The sequence below is a fragment of the Pseudomonadota bacterium genome, from assembly GCA_023229365.1.
Taxonomy (GTDB): Bacteria; Myxococcota_A; Polyangia; order JAAYKL01; family JAAYKL01; genus JALNZK01.
In genome coordinates, this window is the sequence record JALNZK010000006.1 from 75179 (window position 1) to 96850 (window position 21672).

The 21672-nt window shown below is 68.2% G+C and carries 21 protein-coding genes and 1 other RNA gene; 14 read left to right on the top strand and 8 right to left on the bottom strand.

Annotated elements, in window-relative coordinates:
• The 6 genes from M0R80_05810 to M0R80_05835 form a co-directional block, all read right to left on the bottom strand.
• On the bottom strand, positions 1-2595 hold the full coding sequence (locus M0R80_05810; protein MCK9459135.1) for a glycosyltransferase family 39 protein: 2595 nt from the start codon (positions 2593-2595) through the stop codon (positions 1-3).
• Between the two features lie 143 nt (positions 2596-2738).
• On the bottom strand, positions 2739-3107 hold the full coding sequence (locus tag M0R80_05815; protein ID MCK9459136.1) for a DUF5615 family PIN-like protein: 369 nt from the start codon (positions 3105-3107) through the stop codon (positions 2739-2741).
• Between the two features lie 3 nt (positions 3108-3110).
• Positions 3111-3335: a DUF433 domain-containing protein gene (locus M0R80_05820; protein ID MCK9459137.1), complete on the bottom strand. Its 225-nt coding sequence runs from the start codon at positions 3333-3335 to the stop codon at positions 3111-3113.
• Positions 3336-3423: 88 nt separating this feature from the next.
• Entirely contained in the window at positions 3424-4110 is a 687-nt protein-coding gene (locus tag M0R80_05825) for a response regulator transcription factor (GenBank protein MCK9459138.1), read from the bottom strand.
• Entirely contained in the window at positions 4110-5699 is a 1590-nt protein-coding gene (locus M0R80_05830; GenBank protein MCK9459139.1) for a HAMP domain-containing histidine kinase, read from the bottom strand. The genes M0R80_05825 and M0R80_05830 overlap by 1 nt, the downstream gene beginning before the upstream one ends.
• Before the next feature lie 39 nt (positions 5700-5738).
• Positions 5739-7067: a VWA domain-containing protein gene (locus M0R80_05835; GenBank protein ID MCK9459140.1), complete on the bottom strand. Its 1329-nt coding sequence runs from the start codon at positions 7065-7067 to the stop codon at positions 5739-5741.
• A gap of 253 nt (positions 7068-7320) precedes the next feature.
• Between M0R80_05835 and M0R80_05840 the strand changes: the two genes are divergently transcribed.
• The 14 genes from M0R80_05840 to M0R80_05905 all read left to right on the top strand — a co-directional run bounded on the left by M0R80_05840 (position 7321) and on the right by M0R80_05905 (position 21078).
• Entirely contained in the window at positions 7321-7785 is a 465-nt protein-coding gene (locus M0R80_05840) for an ATP synthase F0 subunit B (protein MCK9459141.1), read from the top strand.
• Positions 7786-7811: 26 nt separating this feature from the next.
• Positions 7812-8486, top strand: coding sequence for an ATP synthase F0 subunit B (locus M0R80_05845; GenBank protein ID MCK9459142.1), 675 nt, complete (start codon positions 7812-7814; stop codon positions 8484-8486).
• A 13-nt stretch (positions 8487-8499) separates the two neighbouring features.
• Entirely contained in the window at positions 8500-9048 is a 549-nt protein-coding gene (gene atpH, locus M0R80_05850; GenBank protein ID MCK9459143.1) for an ATP synthase F1 subunit delta, read from the top strand.
• 62 nt (positions 9049-9110) lie between these two features.
• The gene (gene atpA, locus M0R80_05855) at positions 9111-10619 is read left to right on the top strand and encodes a F0F1 ATP synthase subunit alpha (GenBank protein ID MCK9459144.1); all 1509 of its coding nucleotides are present in this window, start codon (positions 9111-9113) and stop codon (positions 10617-10619) included.
• 27 nt (positions 10620-10646) lie between these two features.
• Entirely contained in the window at positions 10647-11519 is an 873-nt protein-coding gene (gene atpG, locus M0R80_05860) for an ATP synthase F1 subunit gamma (protein ID MCK9459145.1), read from the top strand.
• 21 nt (positions 11520-11540) lie between these two features.
• Positions 11541-12989, top strand: a complete 1449-nt coding sequence (gene atpD, locus M0R80_05865; protein ID MCK9459146.1) for a F0F1 ATP synthase subunit beta — start codon at positions 11541-11543, stop codon at positions 12987-12989.
• Positions 12990-13406, top strand: coding sequence for an ATP synthase F1 subunit epsilon (atpC, locus tag M0R80_05870; GenBank protein ID MCK9459147.1), 417 nt, complete (start codon positions 12990-12992; stop codon positions 13404-13406). It begins immediately after the preceding gene.
• A gap of 218 nt (positions 13407-13624) precedes the next feature.
• Entirely contained in the window at positions 13625-16990 is a 3366-nt protein-coding gene (locus M0R80_05875; GenBank protein MCK9459148.1) for a hypothetical protein, read from the top strand.
• Between the two features lie 74 nt (positions 16991-17064).
• On the top strand, positions 17065-17298 hold the full coding sequence (locus M0R80_05880; protein MCK9459149.1) for a hypothetical protein: 234 nt from the start codon (positions 17065-17067) through the stop codon (positions 17296-17298).
• A gap of 26 nt (positions 17299-17324) precedes the next feature.
• A complete protein-coding gene (locus M0R80_05885; protein ID MCK9459150.1) occupies positions 17325-18167 on the top strand; it encodes a hypothetical protein in 843 nt (280 codons plus the stop codon).
• 3 nt (positions 18168-18170) lie between these two features.
• Complete coding sequence (locus M0R80_05890; GenBank protein MCK9459151.1) at positions 18171-18455, top strand: PqqD family protein; 285 nt, start codon at positions 18171-18173, stop codon at positions 18453-18455.
• Positions 18452-19591 (top strand): radical SAM protein, encoded by a 1140-nt coding sequence (locus M0R80_05895; protein ID MCK9459152.1) that lies wholly within the window; start codon positions 18452-18454, stop codon positions 19589-19591. Before M0R80_05890 ends, M0R80_05895 begins: the two co-directional genes overlap by 4 nt.
• Entirely contained in the window at positions 19584-20063 is a 480-nt protein-coding gene (locus tag M0R80_05900) for a S24/S26 family peptidase (protein ID MCK9459153.1), read from the top strand. The genes M0R80_05895 and M0R80_05900 overlap by 8 nt, the downstream gene beginning before the upstream one ends.
• Before the next feature lie 55 nt (positions 20064-20118).
• Positions 20119-21078, top strand: a complete 960-nt coding sequence (locus M0R80_05905; protein MCK9459154.1) for a 50S ribosomal protein L11 methyltransferase — start codon at positions 20119-20121, stop codon at positions 21076-21078.
• A 30-nt stretch (positions 21079-21108) separates the two neighbouring features.
• On the opposite strand, the gene M0R80_05910 is transcribed toward M0R80_05905, so the two are convergent.
• Both M0R80_05910 and ffs read right to left on the bottom strand, forming a co-directional pair.
• The gene (locus M0R80_05910) at positions 21109-21573 is read right to left on the bottom strand and encodes a hypothetical protein (protein ID MCK9459155.1); all 465 of its coding nucleotides are present in this window, start codon (positions 21571-21573) and stop codon (positions 21109-21111) included.
• A gap of 6 nt (positions 21574-21579) precedes the next feature.
• An RNA gene (gene ffs, locus M0R80_05915) (signal recognition particle sRNA small type) lies at positions 21580-21666 on the bottom strand.
• Positions 21667-21672: the final 6 nt, after the last annotated feature.

The following is a 21672-nucleotide window of genomic DNA, read 5'->3' on the forward strand; positions in this document are numbered from 1 at the left end:
TCAGAGCTCGTCCGCCCAGCCCGCCTCGTACTTGTTGCACGTGTCGTTCGCGAAGCGTTCGAGCGGACCGCTCGCGGCGCCGGCGCGCTTGGACATGCGGGAGAAGCGGCTCTCCTCGGTGATGAAGAAGTGCCGCTCGCCGCGGTGCTTGTCCACCCACGCCTCGAAGTTCTTGTTCTTCGTCGAGACGTGCACCACGACGCGGTTGCCCGTGTAGAAGTTCTCCCCCTTCCAGTTCATCTGGAAGGCGACGAGCCGCTCGGCCGCCGATCGCCGCTGCGCGTAGTACGTGTCGATGATGTGCTTCTGCGTCCAGTGCGGGGCGAGCGAGACCATGTGGTGCTGGGTCAGCCAGTGGCCGAAGGAGAGGGACGCGATCAGCGTCAGCGCGATCGCCGCGCGCCGCCACCGGGCGAGCAGCCAGAGGCCGATCGAGGCCGCGAAGATCGCGCCGAAGACGATGATCTCCTTCGAGATGTCGTACTCGACACCCGCCGGGTACGGACGCGAATACTTGTAGATGAAGAGCCCCACGAGCTGGGCGCACCCCGAGAGCACGCCGCTGCCCGCCGGCTGCGCGAGATCCCGGACGACGAGCGCGATCGACGCGACGGCGACGAGGGCGACGACCCCGACCGCGCGGACGCGCCCCTGCCAGAGGTCGTCGAGCTTGAGCGCGATCAGGATGGCTGCGGCGGGCAGGAGCGGGAGGATGTAGTGGTGGTACTTCGTGACCATCGCCGCGAACATGGCGAAGGAGAAGATGAACAGCGAGCTCGAGAAGAGCGCGATCGTCCTGCGCGGGCGGTCCGCGGCGTCCTCCGACCGGAGCCGCGCCCACGCGAAGAGGGCGAACGGCAGGAGCCCGATCCACGGGAACGCCGCGTAGCCGAGCTGCTTCGCGTAGTACAGGAACGTCCCGACGTCGCCGTGCACGCCCGAGGACAGCCGCTTCAGGTGATCGTGGATGAAGAACCGGTTGATGAACGCCATCCCGTGGCGGAGGAGCATCGCCACGTACCACGGCGTCGCCACGAGGAGGAACAGCGGGATGCCGCGCCCGAGATCGAGGCGCCGCGGCAGGCCGAGGTGCCACCGCACGAACGACGGCCCGCCCTCCGCCTTCGCGCGCCCCGGCCACGGCACGCGGTCGATCCAGAGGCCGATCAGCCCGAGGATCGGCACCACGAGGCCGGGCAGCCCCTTCGCCATGAACGACAGGGCGAGGGCGAGGTAGGTCGCGTGAAAGCAGAGCCTCGAGACGCGCCGCTCGCGGCGCATCGTGTAGAGGATGAGGACGAACGGCAGCGCGTAGGCGATCCCGACGACGAGCCAGGTGAGCGAGATGTCGACCGCGCCGCCCACGGGGAAGCCGAGGACCGACGAGACGAAGTCGGACAGCTTGCCGTCGAGGAAGGTGAGCTGCGAGGTGACGTTGCGGAGGTTGCCGCGGCCGAGCGAGCCCGAACGGAACACCGCGCTGCGCGTCGCGAGGTAGACGAACTGCGGCACGGAGGCGGCGACGAGGCCGGCGACGAGCGCGTGGAAGCCGGAGAGCGAAATCCCGCGCCCGCGCGGGAGCGGCACGCGGACGGGGCGCACCTCGGCCGCGGGATCGGCCGTGATCCCGAGGAGGAAGAAGACGAACGCGAGCGTCATGAGCCCGACGAACGGGAGATCCGTGATCGCCTGGCGCGCCATGAACCCGAAGAGCGGCATCGTGCCGAGGATCGCCGCGGCGAACAGGCCGGCCCGGCGCGACACGCGGCGCGCGAGCAGCTGGTAGACGCCGTACAGCACGGCGATCGCGAGGGCGCCGACGAGGAAGCGGACGCCCCACTCGGCGTGTGACGAGATCTGATCCGGCGTGACGCGGACGCCGAACAGCGCCATGCCGAGGTTCATCATCCAGAAGATGAGGATCGGCTTGGAGTAGAACCACTCGTTCTCCCACCACAGGCTGATCCAGTCGTCCTGCTCGAGCTGCCGCCGCGCCACCTCGCCGTAGTGCGTCTCCCAGCAGTCCCACAGCCCCTGGCTGCCGAGCGTCGCCATGACCGTCGCGGTCGCGAGCGAGAGCACGAGGAGCCCCTCGTGGAGATCCCCGTCGAAGGGCCTCTTCCGGCCGCGCGCGTAGCCGACGAGCAGGACGGCGGCGCCCGCGATCGCGAGGACCGGGCCGGACCACGGCGCCGCGGCGCCCATCGTCCCCGCCACGGAGAACCTGCACGCCGCGGCCGCGAGAAGACCGAGCCCGACCCACAGGAACCGGACGTCGAACCTCGCCGCGATCCGGACCGGGAGCGAGGCGCCCGCGAGGTCGAACGCCGGCGGCGCCGCTTCGCGGAGCTGCTTGGCGGGCTTCGCGGCCTTGGCGCCCTTGGCGCCCTTGGTCGACCTGGCCGCCTTCTCCGGCTTCTCGGGGCGCTCCATCGAAAGCGCGCCGAACAGGTCGAGGAGACCGACGATGATGACGACGGTCAGGGCGATCCCGAGGCCGACGCCGATGCTCAGCGTCCGCGGCAGGAACATGAGCAGGCCGAGCGCGAGCGTGCCCGCGCCCGCGATGATGGCCCCTCGAGTTCGATGCGACATCCGTTCCCGCTCCTCGACGTTTCGGGCGGGGAGCCTACCGGCCCGCTCGGGCAGTGTCAACGCGGCGCGAGCTGTCCCTCGTACCGGTACCCGACTCCGTGCACGGTGCGGATGATCTCGGGGTGCTTGGGGTCGCGCTCGATTCACTTCCCAATGGGCAGGGTGCGAACCCTCGCGTGTTCTCGTGTCGCAGAAACGAAGGCGCCTTTGGCGAGATCGTCGCCGCACGATTGGATCACTTTCAACAGCAGCTGCACGAGCGCTTCCGCGCGCAATCCCTCTTCCCGGATCCTGATCACGGACGGCGAGGCGACGTCCTCGAGCGCGATTTGCGCGTGGAAGTCAGCGTCGAGCGTGACGATGACCCAGCCGTCGCGTCGGGCATGCTCGATGATTTCGGAATCGCTCGCGCTCGCGAGCCCGACCTCCCCGGTGTGCATGGTGTCGTGTCCGGCCCGGCGTAAACCGTCCACGGCAGATCGCGGCAGACCTTGATCGAGGAGGAGCTTCATGCCTCACGCGGAAAGGGGGAGGAGCTTGTCGTCGAGCATCGCGGCCGCGTAGGCCAGCGCCTGACGGACATCCTCGTCCTCGAGATCCGGATACTCGCGGCGCAGTTGCTCGCGGTCCGGATAGAGCGCCACAGCCTCCACGACCCGGCGAACCGTCAGTCTCGTTCCGCGGATGCAGGGCTGCCCGTTCGCCTGTGCGGGATCCCGGGTGATGCGATCGTGCCTCATGGAAAAACCTCCTGACCCGGAAACTCTACCACAAGTCGGCGCGCAGGGTGACAGCGAGCCGCCGCACCTCGGTCCAACTTCCGTGCGGTCACCCGTCGTACCGGTACCCGACTCCGTGCACGGTGCGGATGATTTCGGGGTGCTTGGGATCGGGCTCGATCTTCTTGCGCAGCTTCGCGACGTGCTGGTCCAGCGTGCGGCTCAGGGGGAAGTACTTCTCGCCCCAGCACGCGTCGAAGATCGCGTCCCGCTCGAGCACCACGCCGACGTTGCGGGAGAACAGCTCGAGGATCTTCACCTCGCGCAGCGACAGCTCGATCGTCTCGTCGCCGCGGCGCGCGCGCAGCTCGTCCGGCGAGACCTCGAGATCGCCTATCGCGAATCTCGCGGGGAGCTCTGGCGGCCGACGCGCGGCGAGGCAGCGGCGGGTCACGGCCCGGATGCGCGCCACGACCTCCTTCACGCCGAACGGCTTGACGATGAAGTCGTCGGCCCCGAGCTCGAGCCCTACCACCTTGTCGATCTCCTCCGACTTCGCGCTGATGAACACGATGGGCACGGTGGAGCCCCCGGCGCGGATCTCGCGGCACACGTCGTAGCCGCTCTTCCCGGGCATCATGATGTCGAGGCACACGAAGTCCGGCGCGGTCGTTGCGAGCTGCTCGAGCGCGCTCACCCCGTCGGCGGCCTCGATCGCGGTGTACCCCTCGTTGCGCAGGATCTCCGCGAGCCCCTTGCGGATGTGGTCGTCGTCCTCGGCGATGAGCACGGTCATCATGGTCCTTCTCCCGTGGTGAGGGGTGCGTACAGCGTCAGGATGAACGCGGCCCCGGTTTCGCGCGGCTCGAGCTCGAGGTCGCCGCCGTGGAGGCGGGCGAGCTCCCGAGCGATGGCGAGCCCGATGCCCGTGCCGCTCGCGCCCTCGGAGATGTCGTCCGAAAGGCGGACGAACGGCGCGAAGATCCGCTCCCGCTGGCTCCGCGGGATCCCCGGGCCGCGATCCGCGACCTCGACGACGACCTTGTCCCCGTCGCGGCGGCTGCGCACGGAGAGCCGCTTGCCGGCGGCCGCGTACTTCTCCACGTTGCTCACCAGGTTGCCGACGATCTGGCCGAGGGCGTCCTCGTCGACGAGGGACTTCGCGTCGGGCGCGATCTCCCGCACGACCTCGAAGCCGGCGCCCTCGAGGCTCGGGGCGAACTGATCGAGCACCGCCGCGATCGCCAGATCCGCGCGGCCCTCGGCGGGGCGGACGCCGAGCTTGTTCCGCTGCTTGCGGGCCAGGCTGAGCACGTTCCCTATCAGCCTGCTCAGGCGCTGGCTCTCGGAGACGATGACGCCGAGGTAGCGCCGCGGCTCGGCGTCGTCCTCGTCGACGGCCTCCTCGAGCAGCTCGGCGTACATCCGGATGTTGGTGAGCGGGGTCTTGAGCTCGTGCGAGACCTGGTTGACGAAGGTCACCCGCCGCCGGGCCTCGCGCGCGTCGGCGCCGGCCGCGCGGAAGACATAGATCGCGAGGGCGACGACCACGAGCGCGAGGACGAACGCCGCCGCGAACGCGCCGAGCTTCGCGCCGCGCCCGAGCTCCTTTCCCTCGAGGCCGGGGCTCGGGTAGTGGCGCAGGCGCCAGGAGGCGAGCGGCGCGTCCAGCTCCTTCGAGACGCGCGGGGCGGCCCCCGCGAGGGGCGTGTGGCCGCCGAACGCGTAGATCACGGACCCGTCCGTGCCGACGAGCTCGATACGGCTCGATCGATCGCCGGCGGCCTCGGCGTGCGTGGAGGGAAGCTCTCCGACCAGGCCGGCGAGCAGCGCCATCCGATCGAGCTCCGCGCCGCGGATCCGCCCCTCGTCGTCGAGCCGCCAGTAGATGAAGTTGACGTCGCGTCCCCAGTACCACGTGTACCAGCCGCCTCGGTTCCCCGGCGCGCGCGCCGTCGTCCCCTTCGGGTCGGGCTGGTCGACCGGCCTGAAGAACGACTCTTCCGCCGTCCAGATGTGCTCGGTGCGCCGAAGGAACGCCTCCTCGCCGTCGTTGCGCGGCGCGTCGAGCGGCGGATGCGCGAGCCGCCCGTCCGCGCCGACCACGAAGATCTGCCGGATCGACGGCTCCTTGCGCACGGCCTCGCGGATCGCGGCCGCGTCCACGTCGAGCCCGTCGAGCACCCGCAACATGGCCTGGGCGCGGGCTTCCATCGACGCGGAGAGCTGCCGCGCGATCGCCTCGAGCTCCGCGAGCAGCAGCGCGTCGACGTTCTTCGCGAGCGCCCTCTTCTCGTGCTCGGCGTTCCTGATCGTGAGCCAGACGACGGCCGCGAGCGGGACGAGGACGAGGGCGATGAAGGCGACGGCGAGCCGGGGTTTCAAGGGGCGCGCCTCCTCAGCGCAGGCGTCCTCGCGGCGCCGTTACCATGCCTGCTGGTTCTCGAGCTGGAACGCGTCGTCGGCCATCGCCTTGCGCTGCTTGTTCCACTCGCTCGGCGCGAGCTTCATCTTCGCCTTGCGGTTCGACGCCGCCCGGCCCCGCAGCTGCTCGGACTTGTAGCGCGCGGCCTCCTTGTCGAGGAACGCGGCGTTGGCCTCGAGCGCCGCCTCCGCTTCCTCTATCCGGCCCTGATCCCGCAGCGCGACGGCGTTCTTGTTCGCCTCGTTCGCGAGCAGCTCCACGCTCGCCACGAGCACGCCCTTGTTCTGCCCGGACTCGACCGTGGCCCACGAGCTCGAGAAGGAGACCACGGCGCGGCTGCCGAGCACGTCGGTCGTCCGCGAGACCGTGTTCGCGTAACGGACGTCGACGGTCGCGATCTCGAGCTCGGAGCCGGCCGAGCGCCCCGGGACCTCGACCTCGAAGAGCACGAACTTCTCCTGATCCGCGTACAGCTGGTTCAGGGTCGTGACGATCTGGCGGCCGTTGATCTCGGCCCGCCGGCCGAGGACGCGGATCGGGCGGACGCCGGGCGCGCAGTCGATCCGCACGGTCAGCTCCCGCGCGATGACGGACAGGACGTCCCCGAGCTCGTGCCCGAAGATCCGCGCCAGATCCGTGGCGTTCTCCGCGAAGGCGTGGTTGCCGTCGCTCTGGCCGGCGAGCGCGACCATGAGATCCTCGTTGTACCCCTCGCCGAGGCCGATCGTCGTGACGGAGATCCCCTGCTTCGCGAGCGACCAGCCGAGGTCGCCGAGATCGCCCGGGCTGCTCGGGCCGACGTTCGCGAGGCCGTCCGAGACGAGCACGATACGGTTCACGCGGTGGCGTTCCGCGAACTTGAGCACCTCCCGCGCGCCCTTGCTGACCCCCGCGAAGAGGGCCGTGTCACCGGCCGCGTGGAGGCTCTGGATCTTTCGGTAGATCTCCTCCCTGTCGCGCACCTTGGTCGCCGGGACGAGCACGTCGACGGTGTGGTTGTACGCGACCACCGATACGATGTCGTCCGGGCCGAGCCGGTCGATCGCCAGCAGCGCGGCCTCCTTGGCCTTGCGGAGCTTCTCGCCCGACATCGAGCCCGAGCGATCGAGCACGATGGACACGTTCGTCGGCGTCCGGCGGCCTGTCCCGATGAGCGGGAACCCGGTGAGCCCCACCTTGACGTACGCCCGCTGTGCCGAGCCGGCGAGCATCACCGGGCTGCTCACGGCGACGTCGAGGCGGATCTGTTCCGCCGTGGCGATCTCCGCCGCGAGGACCGCGGCCGCGGCGAGCGCGAGCGGCGCGAAGTGGCTTCTTGCGTTGAACATAGGCCCCTCCCTTTCTGTTTACCGCCTTTGCGGACGGCCTTGCTACCAGCAATTGAGATACGGTTCTCGGGGACGATGTTGGTCGCGCGCCGGTAAAAGCTTTGTAAAGGATTTGAAAAAACGCGCCCGGGCGGCCGCCGACCCTTGACGGCGCCGGGTCGGCTTGATAATAACCTAGCGAATTTTCTTGGCCTTTTCGAAGAGCTAGTGCTGGTCTGCCCGTTCTGCGTTCGGTCCTGGAGGCGACAAGGAAATGGTACCTCACTTTCTATCCATCGCTGCGGCAGGCTCCATCGTCGACATCGACGGGACGTTCTTCATCCAGCTCGGGATCTTCACGTTCGCCAGCGTCGTCCTGTACGCCATCCTCGTGCGGCCCGTGGTCCGGCTGATCGAGGCGCGGCGGGAGGCGACCGAGGGCACGGCGGAGCGCGCCGTACGCATGAACGAAGAGGCGGCGACGCTCTCGCGCGACGTCGACCGTCAGATCATGGACATCCGCTCGGCCGCGAACGCGGAGCGCCTGAGGACCGTCGAGGAGGCGCGCCGACAGGAGCGCGAGGTGCTCGATCGGGCGCGCGCCGAGTCGCGGCGGGCGATCGCGGAGGCCCGCGAGCGCATGGAGAAGAGCGCGGTCGAGGTGCGGGCCGGGTTGCGGCGCGAGGTCGACGCCCACGCGTCGATCGTCGCCGCCAGGGTGCTGGGCCGGTCCTTGTGAGCCGCGCCGATGGGTCGGGAGGAGCGATGCTGCTCAGATTGACGTTCGGACTCGTTCTCGCTTGCGCCCTGTGCGCCGCCGGCCCCGCGTTGGCGACGCAGCCGGCTGAGGCCGAAGCGGCAGGGGAGGGCGCGGCGGCCGACCACGGCGGCGAGCACGAGGGCATCAACTGGTTCGGCTGGACGGGCTTCGGCGACGCGGGCGAGACGCGCGCCGCGCTCGGCTTCATGTTCGTCAACTTCGCCGTGGTCGGCATCCTCGTGTTCATCATCCTGCGCGGACCCCTCACCCGCCGGGTCACGACGCGCCGCGAGGCGCTCGTCAGGGCGCTCGACGAGGCGAACGCCATGAAGGCCGCGGCCGAGAAGGCGCTCGCCGAGGCCCGCGCCAAGATGGAGATGCTCGAGGTCGAGATGGCGCGGATCCGCGAGGATCTCCTGTCGGGCGGGAGGGCCGATGCGGCCAGGATCGGCGCCGAGGCGGACAAGCGGGCGGCGCGCATGCACGAGGACGCGGCCGTCGCGGTGCAGCAGGAGATCGCGCGGATGTCGCAGGAGATCCGCGAGGAGATGGTCCACGCCGTGATCGCGGCCGCCGAGAAGGCGGTCACCGAGAAGATCACCGCGGGCGATCACGCGCGTCTGGCGACCGAGTACGTGGACTCCATCCGCGGGCTGCAGGCCCGCGCGCCCGGACGATGACGAGGGAGTGGAGATGGTGACCGGAAGTTTGGCACGGCGCTGGGCCAAGGCGCTCTTCGCGATCGGGGAGGAGCAGGGCAACCTGCTCGGCCTGACGCGGGAGGTGCAGCGGGTCGCCGAGACCTGGGCCGAGAGCGAGGAGCTCAGGGACTCCATGTCGAACCCGGCGCTCGGCCGCGAGGCCCGCACGCAGGTCTGGGAGTCGGTGCAGCGGCGGCTCGGGGCGACGCGCGTCGGGCGCAACTTCTTCATGCTGCTGCTCGCCAAGGGACGGCTCGAGGAGCTCCCGGCGATCGCGCGCGAGCTGCAGGTGCTCGGGGACAGGAAGGACAACCGCCTGCGCGCCGAGGTCGCGAGCGCCTCGCCGATCGGCGAGGACGTCGTCACGCGGCTCAGGATGGCGCTCCAGCAGGCGACCGGGAGCTCGGTGGTCGTCAACACGCGCGTCGAGCCCGAGCTCATCGGGGGCCTGGTCACGCGCCTCGGCGACATGATGTACGACGGTTCGGTGAGGACGCAGCTCGCGAGGGCGAAAGAGCAGATGCTGGGCCACGGCCGGTAGATCCGGCGCGTCGGCCGTCACCGGCGCGCCCCGCGAGGGGCGTGCCAACGGATGAGCGGAAGATGCAACTTCGAGCGGAAGAGATCAGCAACATCATCAAAGAGCAGATCGAGAAGTTCGATCGGCACGTCGAGGTGATGGAGACCGGCACCATCCTCACGGTCGGCGACGGCATCGCCCGCGTCTACGGCCTCGACAACGCGATGGCCGGGGAGCTGCTCGAGTTCCCGCACCAGCTCATGGGGATGGTGCTCAACCTCGAGGAGGACAACGTCGGCGTCGTGCTCTTCGGAGAGGACTCGGAGCTGCGCGAGGGCGACATCGTCAAGCGCACCGGCCGCATCGCCGACGCCCCGGTCGGCAAGGAGCTCCTCGGCCGCGTGGTGGACGCGCTCGGGCAGCCGATCGACGGCAAGGGCCCGGTCACCGCCAAGGAGCGCCGTCGCATCGAGCTGAAGGCGCCGGGCATCGTGCAGCGCCAGCCGGTCCGCGAGCCGCTGCAGACCGGCATCAAGGCGATCGACGCGATGATCCCGATAGGGCGCGGCCAGCGCGAGCTCATCCTCGGCGATCGCGGCGTCGGCAAGACCGCCATCGCCGTCGACACGATCATCAACCAGAAGGGCCTCGGCGTGTACTGCATCTACGTCGCCATCGGCCAGAAGCAGTCCACCGTCGCCCGCGTCGTGGCGCGCCTCGAGGCGGCGGGCGCCATGGAGTTCACGACCGTGATCTCCGCGACCGCGTCCGACATGGCGCCGCTGCAGTTCCTCGCGCCGTACACGGGCGCCACGATGGGCGAGTACTACCGCGACAACGGCATGCACGCCCTCGTCGTCTACGATGATCTCTCCAAGCAGGCCGTGGCGTACCGGCAGCTGTCGCTCCTCCTGCGGAGGCCGCCGGGGCGCGAGGCGTACCCGGGCGACGTGTTCAACCTGCACAGCCGCCTCCTCGAGCGCGCGGCGAAGATGCACGAGAGCCTCGGCGGCGGCTCGCTGACCGCGCTGCCGATCATCGAGACGCAGGCCGGCGACGTGTCGGCCTACATCCCGACGAACGTGATCTCCATCACCGACGGCCAGATCTACCTCGAGCCGGACCTGTTCTTCGCGGGGCAGCGCCCGGCGATCAACGTCGGCATCTCGGTCTCCCGCGTCGGCGGCAACGCCCAGATCAAGGCGATGCGGAAGATCGCCGGCCCGCTGCGGCTCGAGATGGCGAAGTTCCGCGAGATGAAGTCGTTCGCGCAGTTCGCCTCGGACCTCGACGCCGCGACGCGCGCGCAGCTCGAGCGCGGCTACCGGCTGGAGGAGCTGCTCAAGCAGGGGCAGTACGCGCCGCTCAGGATCGCGAAGCAGGTCGTGGCGATCTACGCCGGCATCAACGGGTACCTCGACGGGATCCCGGTGGAGGCCGTGTCGCGGTACGAGACCGAGCTGTACGCGTTCATCGAGCGGGCGCACGTGTCGCTCCTCGATCTCATCGAGAAGAAGAAGGTCCTGGACGACGAGGTGGAGGCCGCGTTGAAGAAGGCGCTGGACGAGTTCAAGCAGTCGTTCACGGCGTGAGCCGAGGCTTCCGGAGCGTGATGCAAGATGCCTAGCCTGAAGCACATCCGCCGGCGGATCGCGAGCGTGAAGAGCACGCAGAAGATCACGCGGGCGATGAAAATGGTCGCCGCGGCCAAGCTGCGCAAGGCGCAGGAGACGGCCGAGCGGTTCCGCAGCTACTCCAACGCGACCGCCTCGATGCTCGCCGAGATCGCGGTGGACGCGGGCGGCGAGGAGCACCCGCTGCTCGAGCGCCGTCCCGTGAAGTCGGCGCTGATCATCGTCATCTCGTCCGATCGCGGGCTCTGCGGCGGGTTCAACACGAACCTGAACCGCATGGTCTTCGAGCACGTGAAGCAGGAGACGCCCACGCCTGCGCTCGCCATCGTCGGCAAGAAGGCGACGGCGTACTTCCAGCGGCGCCAGGTCGAGATCTCCGAGATCTTCGCCGACGTCTACAGCGAGCCGGGGTACGCGATCGCCGCGAAGATCGCCCGGCGGCTGATCGCGCGGTACGTCTCGGGCGAGGTGGACAGGATCGATCTCGCGTACAACGAGATGATCTCGGTCTCGACCCAGAAGCCGACGGTGCGCCCGCTCCTGCCCATCGAGATGCCGGCGGCGGCGGAGGGCGGAGACGACGGCAAGGGGTCCGCCGCGGGCACCTACCTGTTCGAGCCCGAGGGCGAGCAGCTGCTCGCCAAGATCTTGCCCATGTCCGTCGAGGTCGCGGTCTGCCGCGCCCTGCTCGAGTCGATCGCGGCCGAGCACGCGGCGCGCATGGCGGCGATGGACGCGGCGACGACCAACGCGCAGGACATGATCGAGCACCTGACCCTGGTCTACAACCGCGCTCGCCAGAGCGCGATCACGAGCGAGTTGATGGACATCGTCGGCGGCGCGGACGCGCTGGACTGAAATAGGAGAGCGAGAGCAAACATGGTCGAGCTGCAAAAAGGCAAAATCACCCAGGTCATCGGGCCGGTCGTGGACGTGTTCTTCGAGAAGGGAGAGCTGCCGACGATCTTCACCGCGCTCAAGGTCACGAACCCCAGCATTTCGAAGACCGAGTGGAACCTGACGCTCGAGGTCTCGCAGCACCTGGGCGAGCGCACGGTGCGCACGGTCGCGATGGACACCACCGACGGGTTGACGCGCAGCATGGAGGTGATGAACACCGGCGCGCCCATCATGATGCCCGTCGGCGAGGGGTGCCTCGGGCGCATCATCAACGTCGTCGGGGATCCGGTGGACGAGAAGGGCCCGGTCAAGACCGACATGCGGCTGCCGATCCACCGCCTGCCGCCGTCGTTCACGGACCAGGACACGAAGGTCGAGGTGTTCGAGACCGGCATCAAGGTCGTCGACCTGCTCGCGCCGTACCGCAAGGGCGGCAAGATCGGGCTGTTCGGCGGCGCGGGCGTCGGCAAGACCGTGCTCATCATGGAGCTCATCAACAACGTCGCCAAGAAGCACGGCGGCGTGTCGTGCTTCGCCGGCGTCGGCGAGCGCACCCGCGAGGGCAACGACCTGATGCTCGAGATGGCGGAGAGCAAGCTGGGATCGGGCGAGTCGGTGCTCTCCAAGACCGCGCTCATCTACGGCCAGATGAACGAGCCCCCGGGCGCGCGCCTCCGCGTCGCCCTGTCGGCGCTCACGGTCGCGGAGTACTACCGCGACGTCCAGGGGCAGGACGTGCTCCTGTTCATCGACAACATCTTCCGCTTCACGCAGGCGGGCTCCGAGGTTTCGGCGCTCCTCGGCCGCATGCCGTCGGCCGTCGGCTACCAGCCGACCCTGGCGACCGAGATGGGCGAGCTCCAGGAGCGGATCACCTCGACGACCAAGGGCTCCATCACCTCGGTGCAGGCGATCTACGTGCCCGCCGACGACCTCACGGACCCGGCCCCGGCGACCGCGTTCGCGCACCTCGACGCGACGACGGTGCTCTCGCGGCAGGTCGCGGAGCTCGGCATCTACCCGGCCGTGGATCCGCTCGACTCGACGTCGGCGCTCCTCGATCCCCACGTCATCGGGGAGGAGCACTACGCGGTGGCGCGCAAGGTGCAGCAGGTGCTGCAGAAGTACAGGGATCTCCAGGACATCATCGCGATCCTCGGCATGGACGAGCTGTCCGAGGACGACAAGATCACGGTCGCGCGGGCGCGCAAGATCCAGCAGTTCCTGTCGCAGCCGTTCTTCGTCGCCGAGCAGTTCACGGGGTTCGCGGGCCAGTACGTCGAGATCGCGGACACCATCAAGGGGTTCAAGATGATCCTCGCCGGCGAGATGGACGACGTCCCGGAGCAGGCGTTCTGGATGTGCGGCCCCATCGAGATGGTGAAGGAGAAGGCCGACCGGATGAAGCTCGCGGCCGGAGGCAAGTAGATGGCGGACAGCATCAGGCTCACGGTCGTGACCCCCGGCGGGGGCGTGTTCGACGGCGACGTCGTGTCCGTGACGGCGCGCACCGAGGTCGGCGAGTTCTGCATGCTGCCGGATCACTGCCGCCTCCTCACCGCGCTCGAGCCGGGCAGGCTCCTCCTCACGCGGAAGGACGGCGGGGTGGAGAGCTACGTCGTCGACGAGGGGTTCCTCGAGGGCGGCAAGGATCACGCGAACGTCATCGTGCAGCGGTGCGTCGCCGTGGCCGACATCGACGAGGCCGCCGTGAAGCGCGAGGCGGAGGAGCTCCGCGCCGCGCTCGCGCCCCTCGCCGAGGAGGCCCCCGAGCGCGCCGAGGTCGTGCGCGCCCTCCATTGGGCCGAGGCCAGGATCGACGCGACCCTCTCCCGCAACGCCTAGCTTTCCTGAACGATTTCGGGTCGGCCGGCCACTGACAGGGCGGTGGGGGCCTTTAATAATCGTTTTCGGAAACGGTTCTTGTGGTAGTTTGTCGAGGTAACGATCTTAGGGAATCGGGGGTTTGGCCGTTTGTCGAGTGGGAACACGGATTGACCATATGTACGTCAATGGGCTGTCGCGCTCTCACAGCAGCGCGGCGCGCATCCGGGAGGGGTCGCATGATACGTCGCAAGGGCTCGTGGATTCTGTCGGTTTCTCTTCTGACGCTCGGGTGGGTGGCCGGCTGCAGCCACACGACCCCCGAGTACAATCCTGACGCGGGACCGGACACGGACACCTCGGAGTCCTGCGCCGAGAACGACCCCTGCGGGGAGCACGGCACGTGCGACGACACGAGCGGCGTCGTGCAGTGTGACTGCGAGGCCGGCTGGAGCGGCGAATTCTGCGACGAGTGCGCGCCCGGGTGGCACGCGGAGGGCGCGGAGTGCGTCCTCGACGAGTCGTGCCTGCCGAGCTCCTGCAGCGGCCACGGCACCTGCGAGGACGCGAGCGGCGTCGTCCTTTGCGACTGCGAGGCCGGGTACGTCGGCACCTACTGCGAGGGCTGCGACGACGGCTACCATTTCAACGGCGAGGGCAACTGCGTGGCCGACGACTCGTGCCTGGCCGACTCGTGCAGCTACCACGGCACGTGCGACGACGCGACCGGGCTCGTGGTGTGCGACTGCGACGAGGGTTGGGACGGCGACTTCTGCAACTCGTGCGCGCCGGGGTTCCATGCCGAGGAGGTGGAGGGCGCGGACGCCGGCTCCGACGAGACCTGCGTCCTGGATCAGACCTGCCTGCCCACGAGCTGCGACGGGCACGGCACGTGCGAGGACTCCACGGGGGTCGTCGTCTGCGACTGCGGCACCGGCTATACCGGCCAGTTCTGCGCCGACTGCGACACCGGCTACCACGAGGACGGCGGCGGCTGCGTGCTCGACGAGGCGTGCCCGACGACCGGCGCGTGCAGCGGCCACGGCACCTGCGACGACACGACCGGCGAGGCGATCTGCACCTGCGACCTGGGCTGGGACGGCGACACGTGCTCGACCTGCGCGGCTGGGTTCCACGACGACGGCGCGGGCGGCTGCGTGCTCGACGAGACCTGCCTGGCCAATACCTGCGATCAGCACGGGACGTGCGACGACTCCGGCGACGTGGTCGTGTGCGACTGCGACGCCGGGTACCTCCCGCCGTTCTGCAGCGACTGCGACGACAACTACCACACGGAGGGCGACGACTGCGTGGCCGACGAGACCTGCGGCGTGGGTTCGTGCAGCGGGAACGGCGTGTGCGACGACACGAGCGGCCTCATCGAGTGCCAGTGCGACGACGGCTGGGACGGCGACGCCTGCTCGACCTGCGCGGCCGGGTACCACGACGACTTCGGCGACTGCGTCCTCGACGAGAGCTGCCTCCCGGGGAGCTGCGCGTACAACGGGGACTGCGACGACACGGGCGGGATCGTCGTGTGCACGTGCGATCCGGGGTACGACGTCGCGACGTACTGTTCGGACTGCGCGGACGGCTACCATTACGTCGTGGCCACCGACACCTGCGTCGCGGACACCTCGTGCGACGTCGACACGTGCAACCTGAACGGCGACTGCGACGACACCACCGGTGAGCCGATCTGCGACTGCTACGACGGCTGGGACGGAGACTTCTGCAACTCGTGCGCGCCGGGGTTCCACAGCGACGCCGGGGACTGCGTGCTCGACGAGCAGTGCATGCCGAACAGCTGCTCCGGCGACTCCCACGGCTCGTGCGACGACTCCTCGGGCGAGGTGGTCTGCACGTGCATCGCCGCGGCGGGGTACACCGGGACGTACTGCAGCCAGTGCCTCGCCGACTTCCACGCCGTGGGCACGGACTGCGTCGCGGACGAGAATTGCGCCGCGGGGTCGTGCAGCTACCACGGGGCGTGCGACGACACGAGCGGCGTGATCGAGTGCACGTGCAGCTACGGCTGGGACGGCGACACGTGCAACACCTGCGCCCCGGGGTTCCACGTCGACGGCGCGAGCTGCGTCCTCGACGAGTCGTGCCTGGCCGGCGAGGCGAGCTGCTCCTACCACGGGACGTGCGCGGACACGACGGGGTACGTCGTGTGCACCTGCGACCCGAACTTCGACGAGGCGAGCTACTGCGCGACGTGCGACTCTGGGTATCACCTGGTCGGCGACGCCTGCGTCGTCAACGAGGACTGCTCGCCCTCGCCCTGCGGCGCTCACGGCGACTGCGTGCTCGAGAGCTTCGAGGAGGTCTGCGAGTGCGACGTGGGCTGGGCGGGCGACACGTGCGCGACGTGCGCGCCCGGCTACCACGACGTGGGCGGCGTCTGCGAGCTCCAGGAGACGTGCCTGGCCGGCGAGGCGAGCTGCGCGTTCCACGGGACGTGCGCGGACACGACGGGGTACGTCGTCTGCACCTGCGACGCGGGCTACGATCCCACCGAGTACTGCGCGGACTGCGTCGCGGGCTACCACTGGCTCGGCGGCGCCTGCGTGATCGACGAGGATTGCTCGCCCTCGCCCTGCGGCGCCCACGGCGACTGCAGCGTGGTCGGCGGCGAGGAGGTCTGCTCCTGCGACGCCGGGTACGCGGGCGACACCTGCGCGACCTGCGCGCCCGGGTTCCAGGACAACGACGTGAACGGCACGTGCCTGGTCGACTGCGATCTCGGCACGATCACGTGCGAGCACGGCGGCACGTGCTCGGACACGGATGGCACGGCCGGGTGCGCGTGCGTGAGCGGGTGGGAGGGGACCCTGTGCGGGACGTGCTCGGAGGATTCCTACGAAGACAACGATTACGATTCCTCTGCGTACATGCTCACGGGTAACCTGTCTGCGAATCTCGACTTGTGCGGGACCGACAAGGATTGGTTCGCCATCTACCTGGCCGAGACGGCTGTCCTCGATGTGGATGTCCTCTTCCCGCACAGTTCGAGCGGGGATGTCGACTTGTATATTTGGTATTTGTATGACACTTCACCTTCCTTCTCAAACATGGTTGCGTACAGCGACAGCACGACTAGCAACGAGAGCGCGAGTTACACCGTTCCATCAGGAGGCGCCGGGAAGTATCTGGTAGAGATTCGGGGCGCGGGCGCGTTCGTTCGCAATGATTACGATCTGAATATTACTGTCATTGGTCCCGCCTGCAACACTTGCGCATACCTCGGCAACGACTGCGGCCAGTGGGATGACGCCTGCGGCGGCGAGGTAGACTGCGATCCCCTCTGTCCGGGGTTAGGAACTACGCACGTTTGCGAGGAGTACCAGTGGGGCACCTGCGCTCAGTACTACGACGATTTGTGGTACGGCTGTTGTTCTGGCAATGTGCTACATACGACAATCTGGGGAAGCCCCATGGATGTCAATTGTGGCACCTACGGAATGGAATGCGGTTGGGTGAATACCACTGACCAACCTCCACGCACCGGCTATTTCAAGTGTAACTCGATAGGCACGTCGGTGCCTGCTCCGCCAGGAGTTTTCTCTACTTGCCCGGCCGGCATGGGTTGGGAACCCTGATACGGGGGGGCTCGCACTGCATCTGATGGAGTATTAGAAGTGCTTTAATAGAATTTTGAACGAGAGTGTGTTTCGTGGCAACGAACAGAACAAGAAAGAAGAACGACTCAGTGACTAGGGAGATGAGAATGAAGACCGATTTTCCCGATACAGATGCCATCGGCGTTTCTTTGGGTGATCAAAAGAAGAGGCTGTATCAGATGCCTGCCATCGTTGAGGAGGAGTCCTTTTCAACGAGTGTTCTGCTTGCGTGCGGGAAGAAGGAGAATGGTCCTGGTATGTGTGGCCCCGCTCCGTTTTACTCCTAGCCATTGTCTCGCTGTTCGACTAGTTAATGAAATACACACTTTTGATAGAGGGCCACACGATCACGTTGTGCGCTGACGGAAATGCCAGCACCATCGCTGAATTCTCAAGCTACACCAACAAGTACGAATTGGGCGGAGAAAGACATAGCCCCTCGGATGTCATTATTAAGGCTGAGTTCGTTCCGGGCTGGGGGAACGAAAATCGCAGTAATGCCAACGAGATAGAGATGGAAGACGGGCAGATCGTGCGCGTCGAAATGAACAGGATCCTCGCCTCTGGAACGCTGACTCGCGCGGGACATGGGTTTGCTGGGAAGTTCAAGCTCAATGGAGATGGTCCAGACCCCATCGATGGTGTCGTGAGCTTCTGTCTTTCTCTTCTGTGTGAAGAGAGTGGTGAGTTACTTCTCCACTCCTCCGCAGTGACCCAAGACGACCATGCCTATCTCTTCCTCGGACACGGAGGGGCGGGGAAGACCACGATCGCGGTGGAGTTGAACGGCGGGCGGACGCCGCTGAGCGTGGATCGGACGCTTGTGGCGTTCGACGAGGACGGCACCGCCATCGCGCATTCAACGCCGTTCGGAGATAGGAATCACGACCTGTCCGGCCCCGGCAAGGCGCCGATCGCGGGGATCTTCTTCATCGAACAGGCCGATGAGCACCGGATCCTCCCGGTCGACCCATTCGAGGCGACCAGGCTGATCCTGGCCCAGACCATCGCGCCGACGAGAAGCCGTGCTACGGTGCAGAAGGTGATGGACGCCGTGGGCAAGCTCGTCGACCTGGGTTGCTGCTATAAGCTGAGGTTCAAGAAGGACGACGGCTTCTGGCCCCTGATCGACGAGGCCTTGGCCGGGAGGAAGTGACAGATGACCTCGAGCGACAACACCGTCTACACGCCGGGCACGCGGGTGGCCTTCAGGAAGATCGGCGACAGCGTCGTCCTCGTGAACATCGAGGACAACACCATGATCCGGCTGAACGACACCGGCTCCGAGATCTGGGCGTGTCTCGACGGGAGGAACGTCGGGCAGATCGCGGCGCGGATCTGCGAGCTCTTCGAGGTCCCGGCCGAGAAGGCGCTCGCAGACACCCGCGAGTTCCTCGAGATGCTCCACGGCCGCGGCCTCGTCGAAGCCGAGGGCGGGAAGTGAGGGAAGCAAGGAGGCCGACGTCTACGCAACCCCCACCCCGGCCCTCCCCCGGCGAGGGAGGGGGAAGCGGAAGGAGGCCGGCGTCCACGGACGACCTCAAGTGCGAGGTCGCCGACGGCGCCTTCTGGGAGCGGATCCAGGCGGGCCACGAGTTCCCCCTGGGCGTGCTCTACTGCGTCACCGAGCGCTGCCCGCTCAGGTGCCCCCACTGCTACCAGGACAGGAACGAGGCCCGGCGCGAGGCCGAGCTCACGCTCGCAGAGATCGAGACCCTCCTCGACGAGCTGGTGACCCTGGGAGTCTTCAAGCTCACCATCACCGGCGGGGAGCCGACCCTGCGGCCGGATCTGCAGGAGATCGTGGCCGCGGCCTGGAAGCGGCGATTCCTGGTCTCGCTCAAGACCAGCGCCGCGTTCCTCTCCACCGAGGACGTCCGGCGCCTGCGGGAGAACGGGCTCTCCGCCCTGAACGTGAGCCTCTACCACGTCGATCCGCAGAAGCACGACGCGTTCGTCGGCCACGAGGGCGCCTGGAAGGCCACCATGAACGCCATCGAGCTCTTCGGATCCCTGGGCGGCGTGGTGGTGGTGAACGTGATCGCCATGAACTGGAACGGCGACGCCATCTCCCCATTGAGAGAGCTCTGCGAGCGTCACAACTGGTCCATGACCGTGGATCCCAAGGTCACCCACCGGAGTGATGGCGACGCGCGCCCGACCGGGCTTCGGGCCATGGGCGACGCGATGGTGGCCGCGATCAAGAAGCTGCCGAAGATCAAGGGCAAGGGCCCGGAGCGAGCCGCCGACGACCTCGTGTGCCTCGCCGGGGTGAACACGGTCTACGTCAAGCCCGACGGCGAGGTCTGGCCGTGCCCGGCCATGCCCCTCTCGATGGGGAGCATCCGGGAGAAGCCGCTCGGGGAGATCTGGAAGGAGTCGGAGGTCAGGAAGCGCGTCCTCGCGATGCGCTGGGGCGATTCGGCCAAGTGCGCGACCTGCGGCATCTCCCGTTTCTGCCAGCGCTGCCCGGGCGAGGCGCTCCAAGAGCACGGGAGCCTGGCGCGAGAGTCCACCATCGACTGCGCCATGGCCGAGGCCTACGCCAGGATCTGGGCCGAGACCCACGGCGATGAGTGACGCGTGCTCGATGCCCGAGGCCTGTTTCGAGCGGCCGGTGCGCTCCGAATGGGACGCGACCGGCGGCAGCATGACCCCGTTCATCCTGGCCGGGAGCCGGCTTCGGTGCGAGCGCGTGCCGATCTCGCAGATCCGTGAGGGCGACGTCGTCTGCTACATCGCCGAAGGCGGGGCCAGCTTCGCCCATCGTGTGACGCGGAGGGTGCGCTCGGGAGCGGGGTTCGTCCTCTTCACGCGCGGAGATGCCCAGTCCGTGGAGGAGGAGGTGCCCGGCGAGGCGGTGATCTCCGTCGTGCGCCGGGTCGAGCATCGCCTCTTTTCCTACGACACGGGCGGCCCGGTCGGCCGCGCGATTGCGCGCATCGCGCTCGGCGAGGATCGAAAAACCCGCGCGGCGAAGAGGCTCTGTGCCGCAGGATGGCGGGCGCTCGCCTTCACGCGAAGGGCGCTCAAGGATCGCCTCGGTGAGTGACGACGGCCTTGGCGGGCCCCTTTCGAGCGACTAGACTGCGTGCGAGGTCGTACCCATGACGTACAACAACATCGACATCCACCTCGTCATGCTCCAGGACCGCATCCGGACCGAGGGGTACAAGCGCGCCATCGAGGCGGTGGTGAAGCCCGGCGACAGAGTGCTCGACTTCGGGTGCGGCACCGGGATCCTGTCGTTCTTCGCGAGCCGTGCGGGCGCCGAGGTCGTGTACGCGATCGACAGATCGCCGATGATCCGCACCGCGCAGGATCTCGCGCGGGCAAACGGGATCTCGAACATCCGGTTCTTCAAGGGCGAGGGCAAGGCCCTGGAGCTCCCGACGCAGGTGGACGTCATCGTCTCCGAGTTCATGGGGCACTTCGTCTTCTACGAGCAGATGCTCCCGCCGCTCCTCGCCTTGCGCGACAGGTGGCTCGCCGAGGGCGGGGCGATCATCCCGGCGCGCGTGGGGCTCCACGCCGCGCTCATCGGCGACGAGAGCGGCGCCGTCGATCGCGCGTTCTTCCGCACGCGGCCCTACGGCGTGGACTACTCGCTCGTCGCGGAGTGGCCGTTCTACGAGTCGACGACCGGACGCCTCGGCCCGGACCAGCTCGTCTTCGACCCGGTCCGGCTCGCGGAGCTGGATCTGCGCTCGCTCACCGCGGCGCCCGAGACCCTGCGGGGGGAGGTCCGACCCGACCGCGACGCCGAGGTCTACGCCATGTGCGGCTGGTTCGACACCGAGCTGTCGGAGGGCGTCCGCTTCGGCACCGGCCCCGCGGATCCTCCCACGCACTGGCTGCAGATGGTGTTCCCGCTCATCCGCCCGTTCCACGCGCGGGCCGGCCGGCCGATCCGGATCTCGTTCACGCCCATGTACCAGGGCAAGCCCGAGGGGACGGTCTGGCGCTGGTCGATCGCGGACGACGCGGACGAGATCGAGATGGAGATGGACGACTTCGCCCTGTGCGAGCTGTCGGCGAGGCCGGTCCCGGACGGCTGGCTGCCGTAGGGCGTGGCCATACGCCCCTCTGATACACCCCTACGCGCGCGGCCGGCGCAAGAGACCGACGAGGAGCGAGACGAGGCCCGCGAGGAGCGCGGCGAACCCGGCGAACCTCCCGAGCATCACCGCGACCGTGCGCGGGTACGCCTTGATCACCTGCGTTCCGGTCGTCCCGAGGACCGCGCCGGCCGTCATCGCGACGACGAGGATCGCCCAGCCGAGCGCGAGCAGGGCCACGGTGCGCCGCTCGTCGCCTTTGCGCAGGGAGAGCGTCGGCAGCGCCGCCGCGAGCGCGAACCCGATGGCGCCCGCGAGCCAGCAGGCCTGGGCGAGGGAGACGACGGGGCCGACGAGCGGCCCGACGTGCAGAGGAGAGGACGGGCTCTGCGCCGCGAGGAAGCCCCACGCCGAGACGACCGCGGCGAAGAGGAGGGTCGCCGTCGAGGCGACGGCCAGGGCCCTCCTCGATGGACCGGAGCGGTTCGTTGACGTGTCGTTCATTCCATAAAAAGTGGCCCCGACACCCGGCTGTCCCGATACCGTTGCTCCCGTCAAGGCCTGGCGGATTCTCGAGTCGCCGTTGTCAGGGCCATAAAGCCC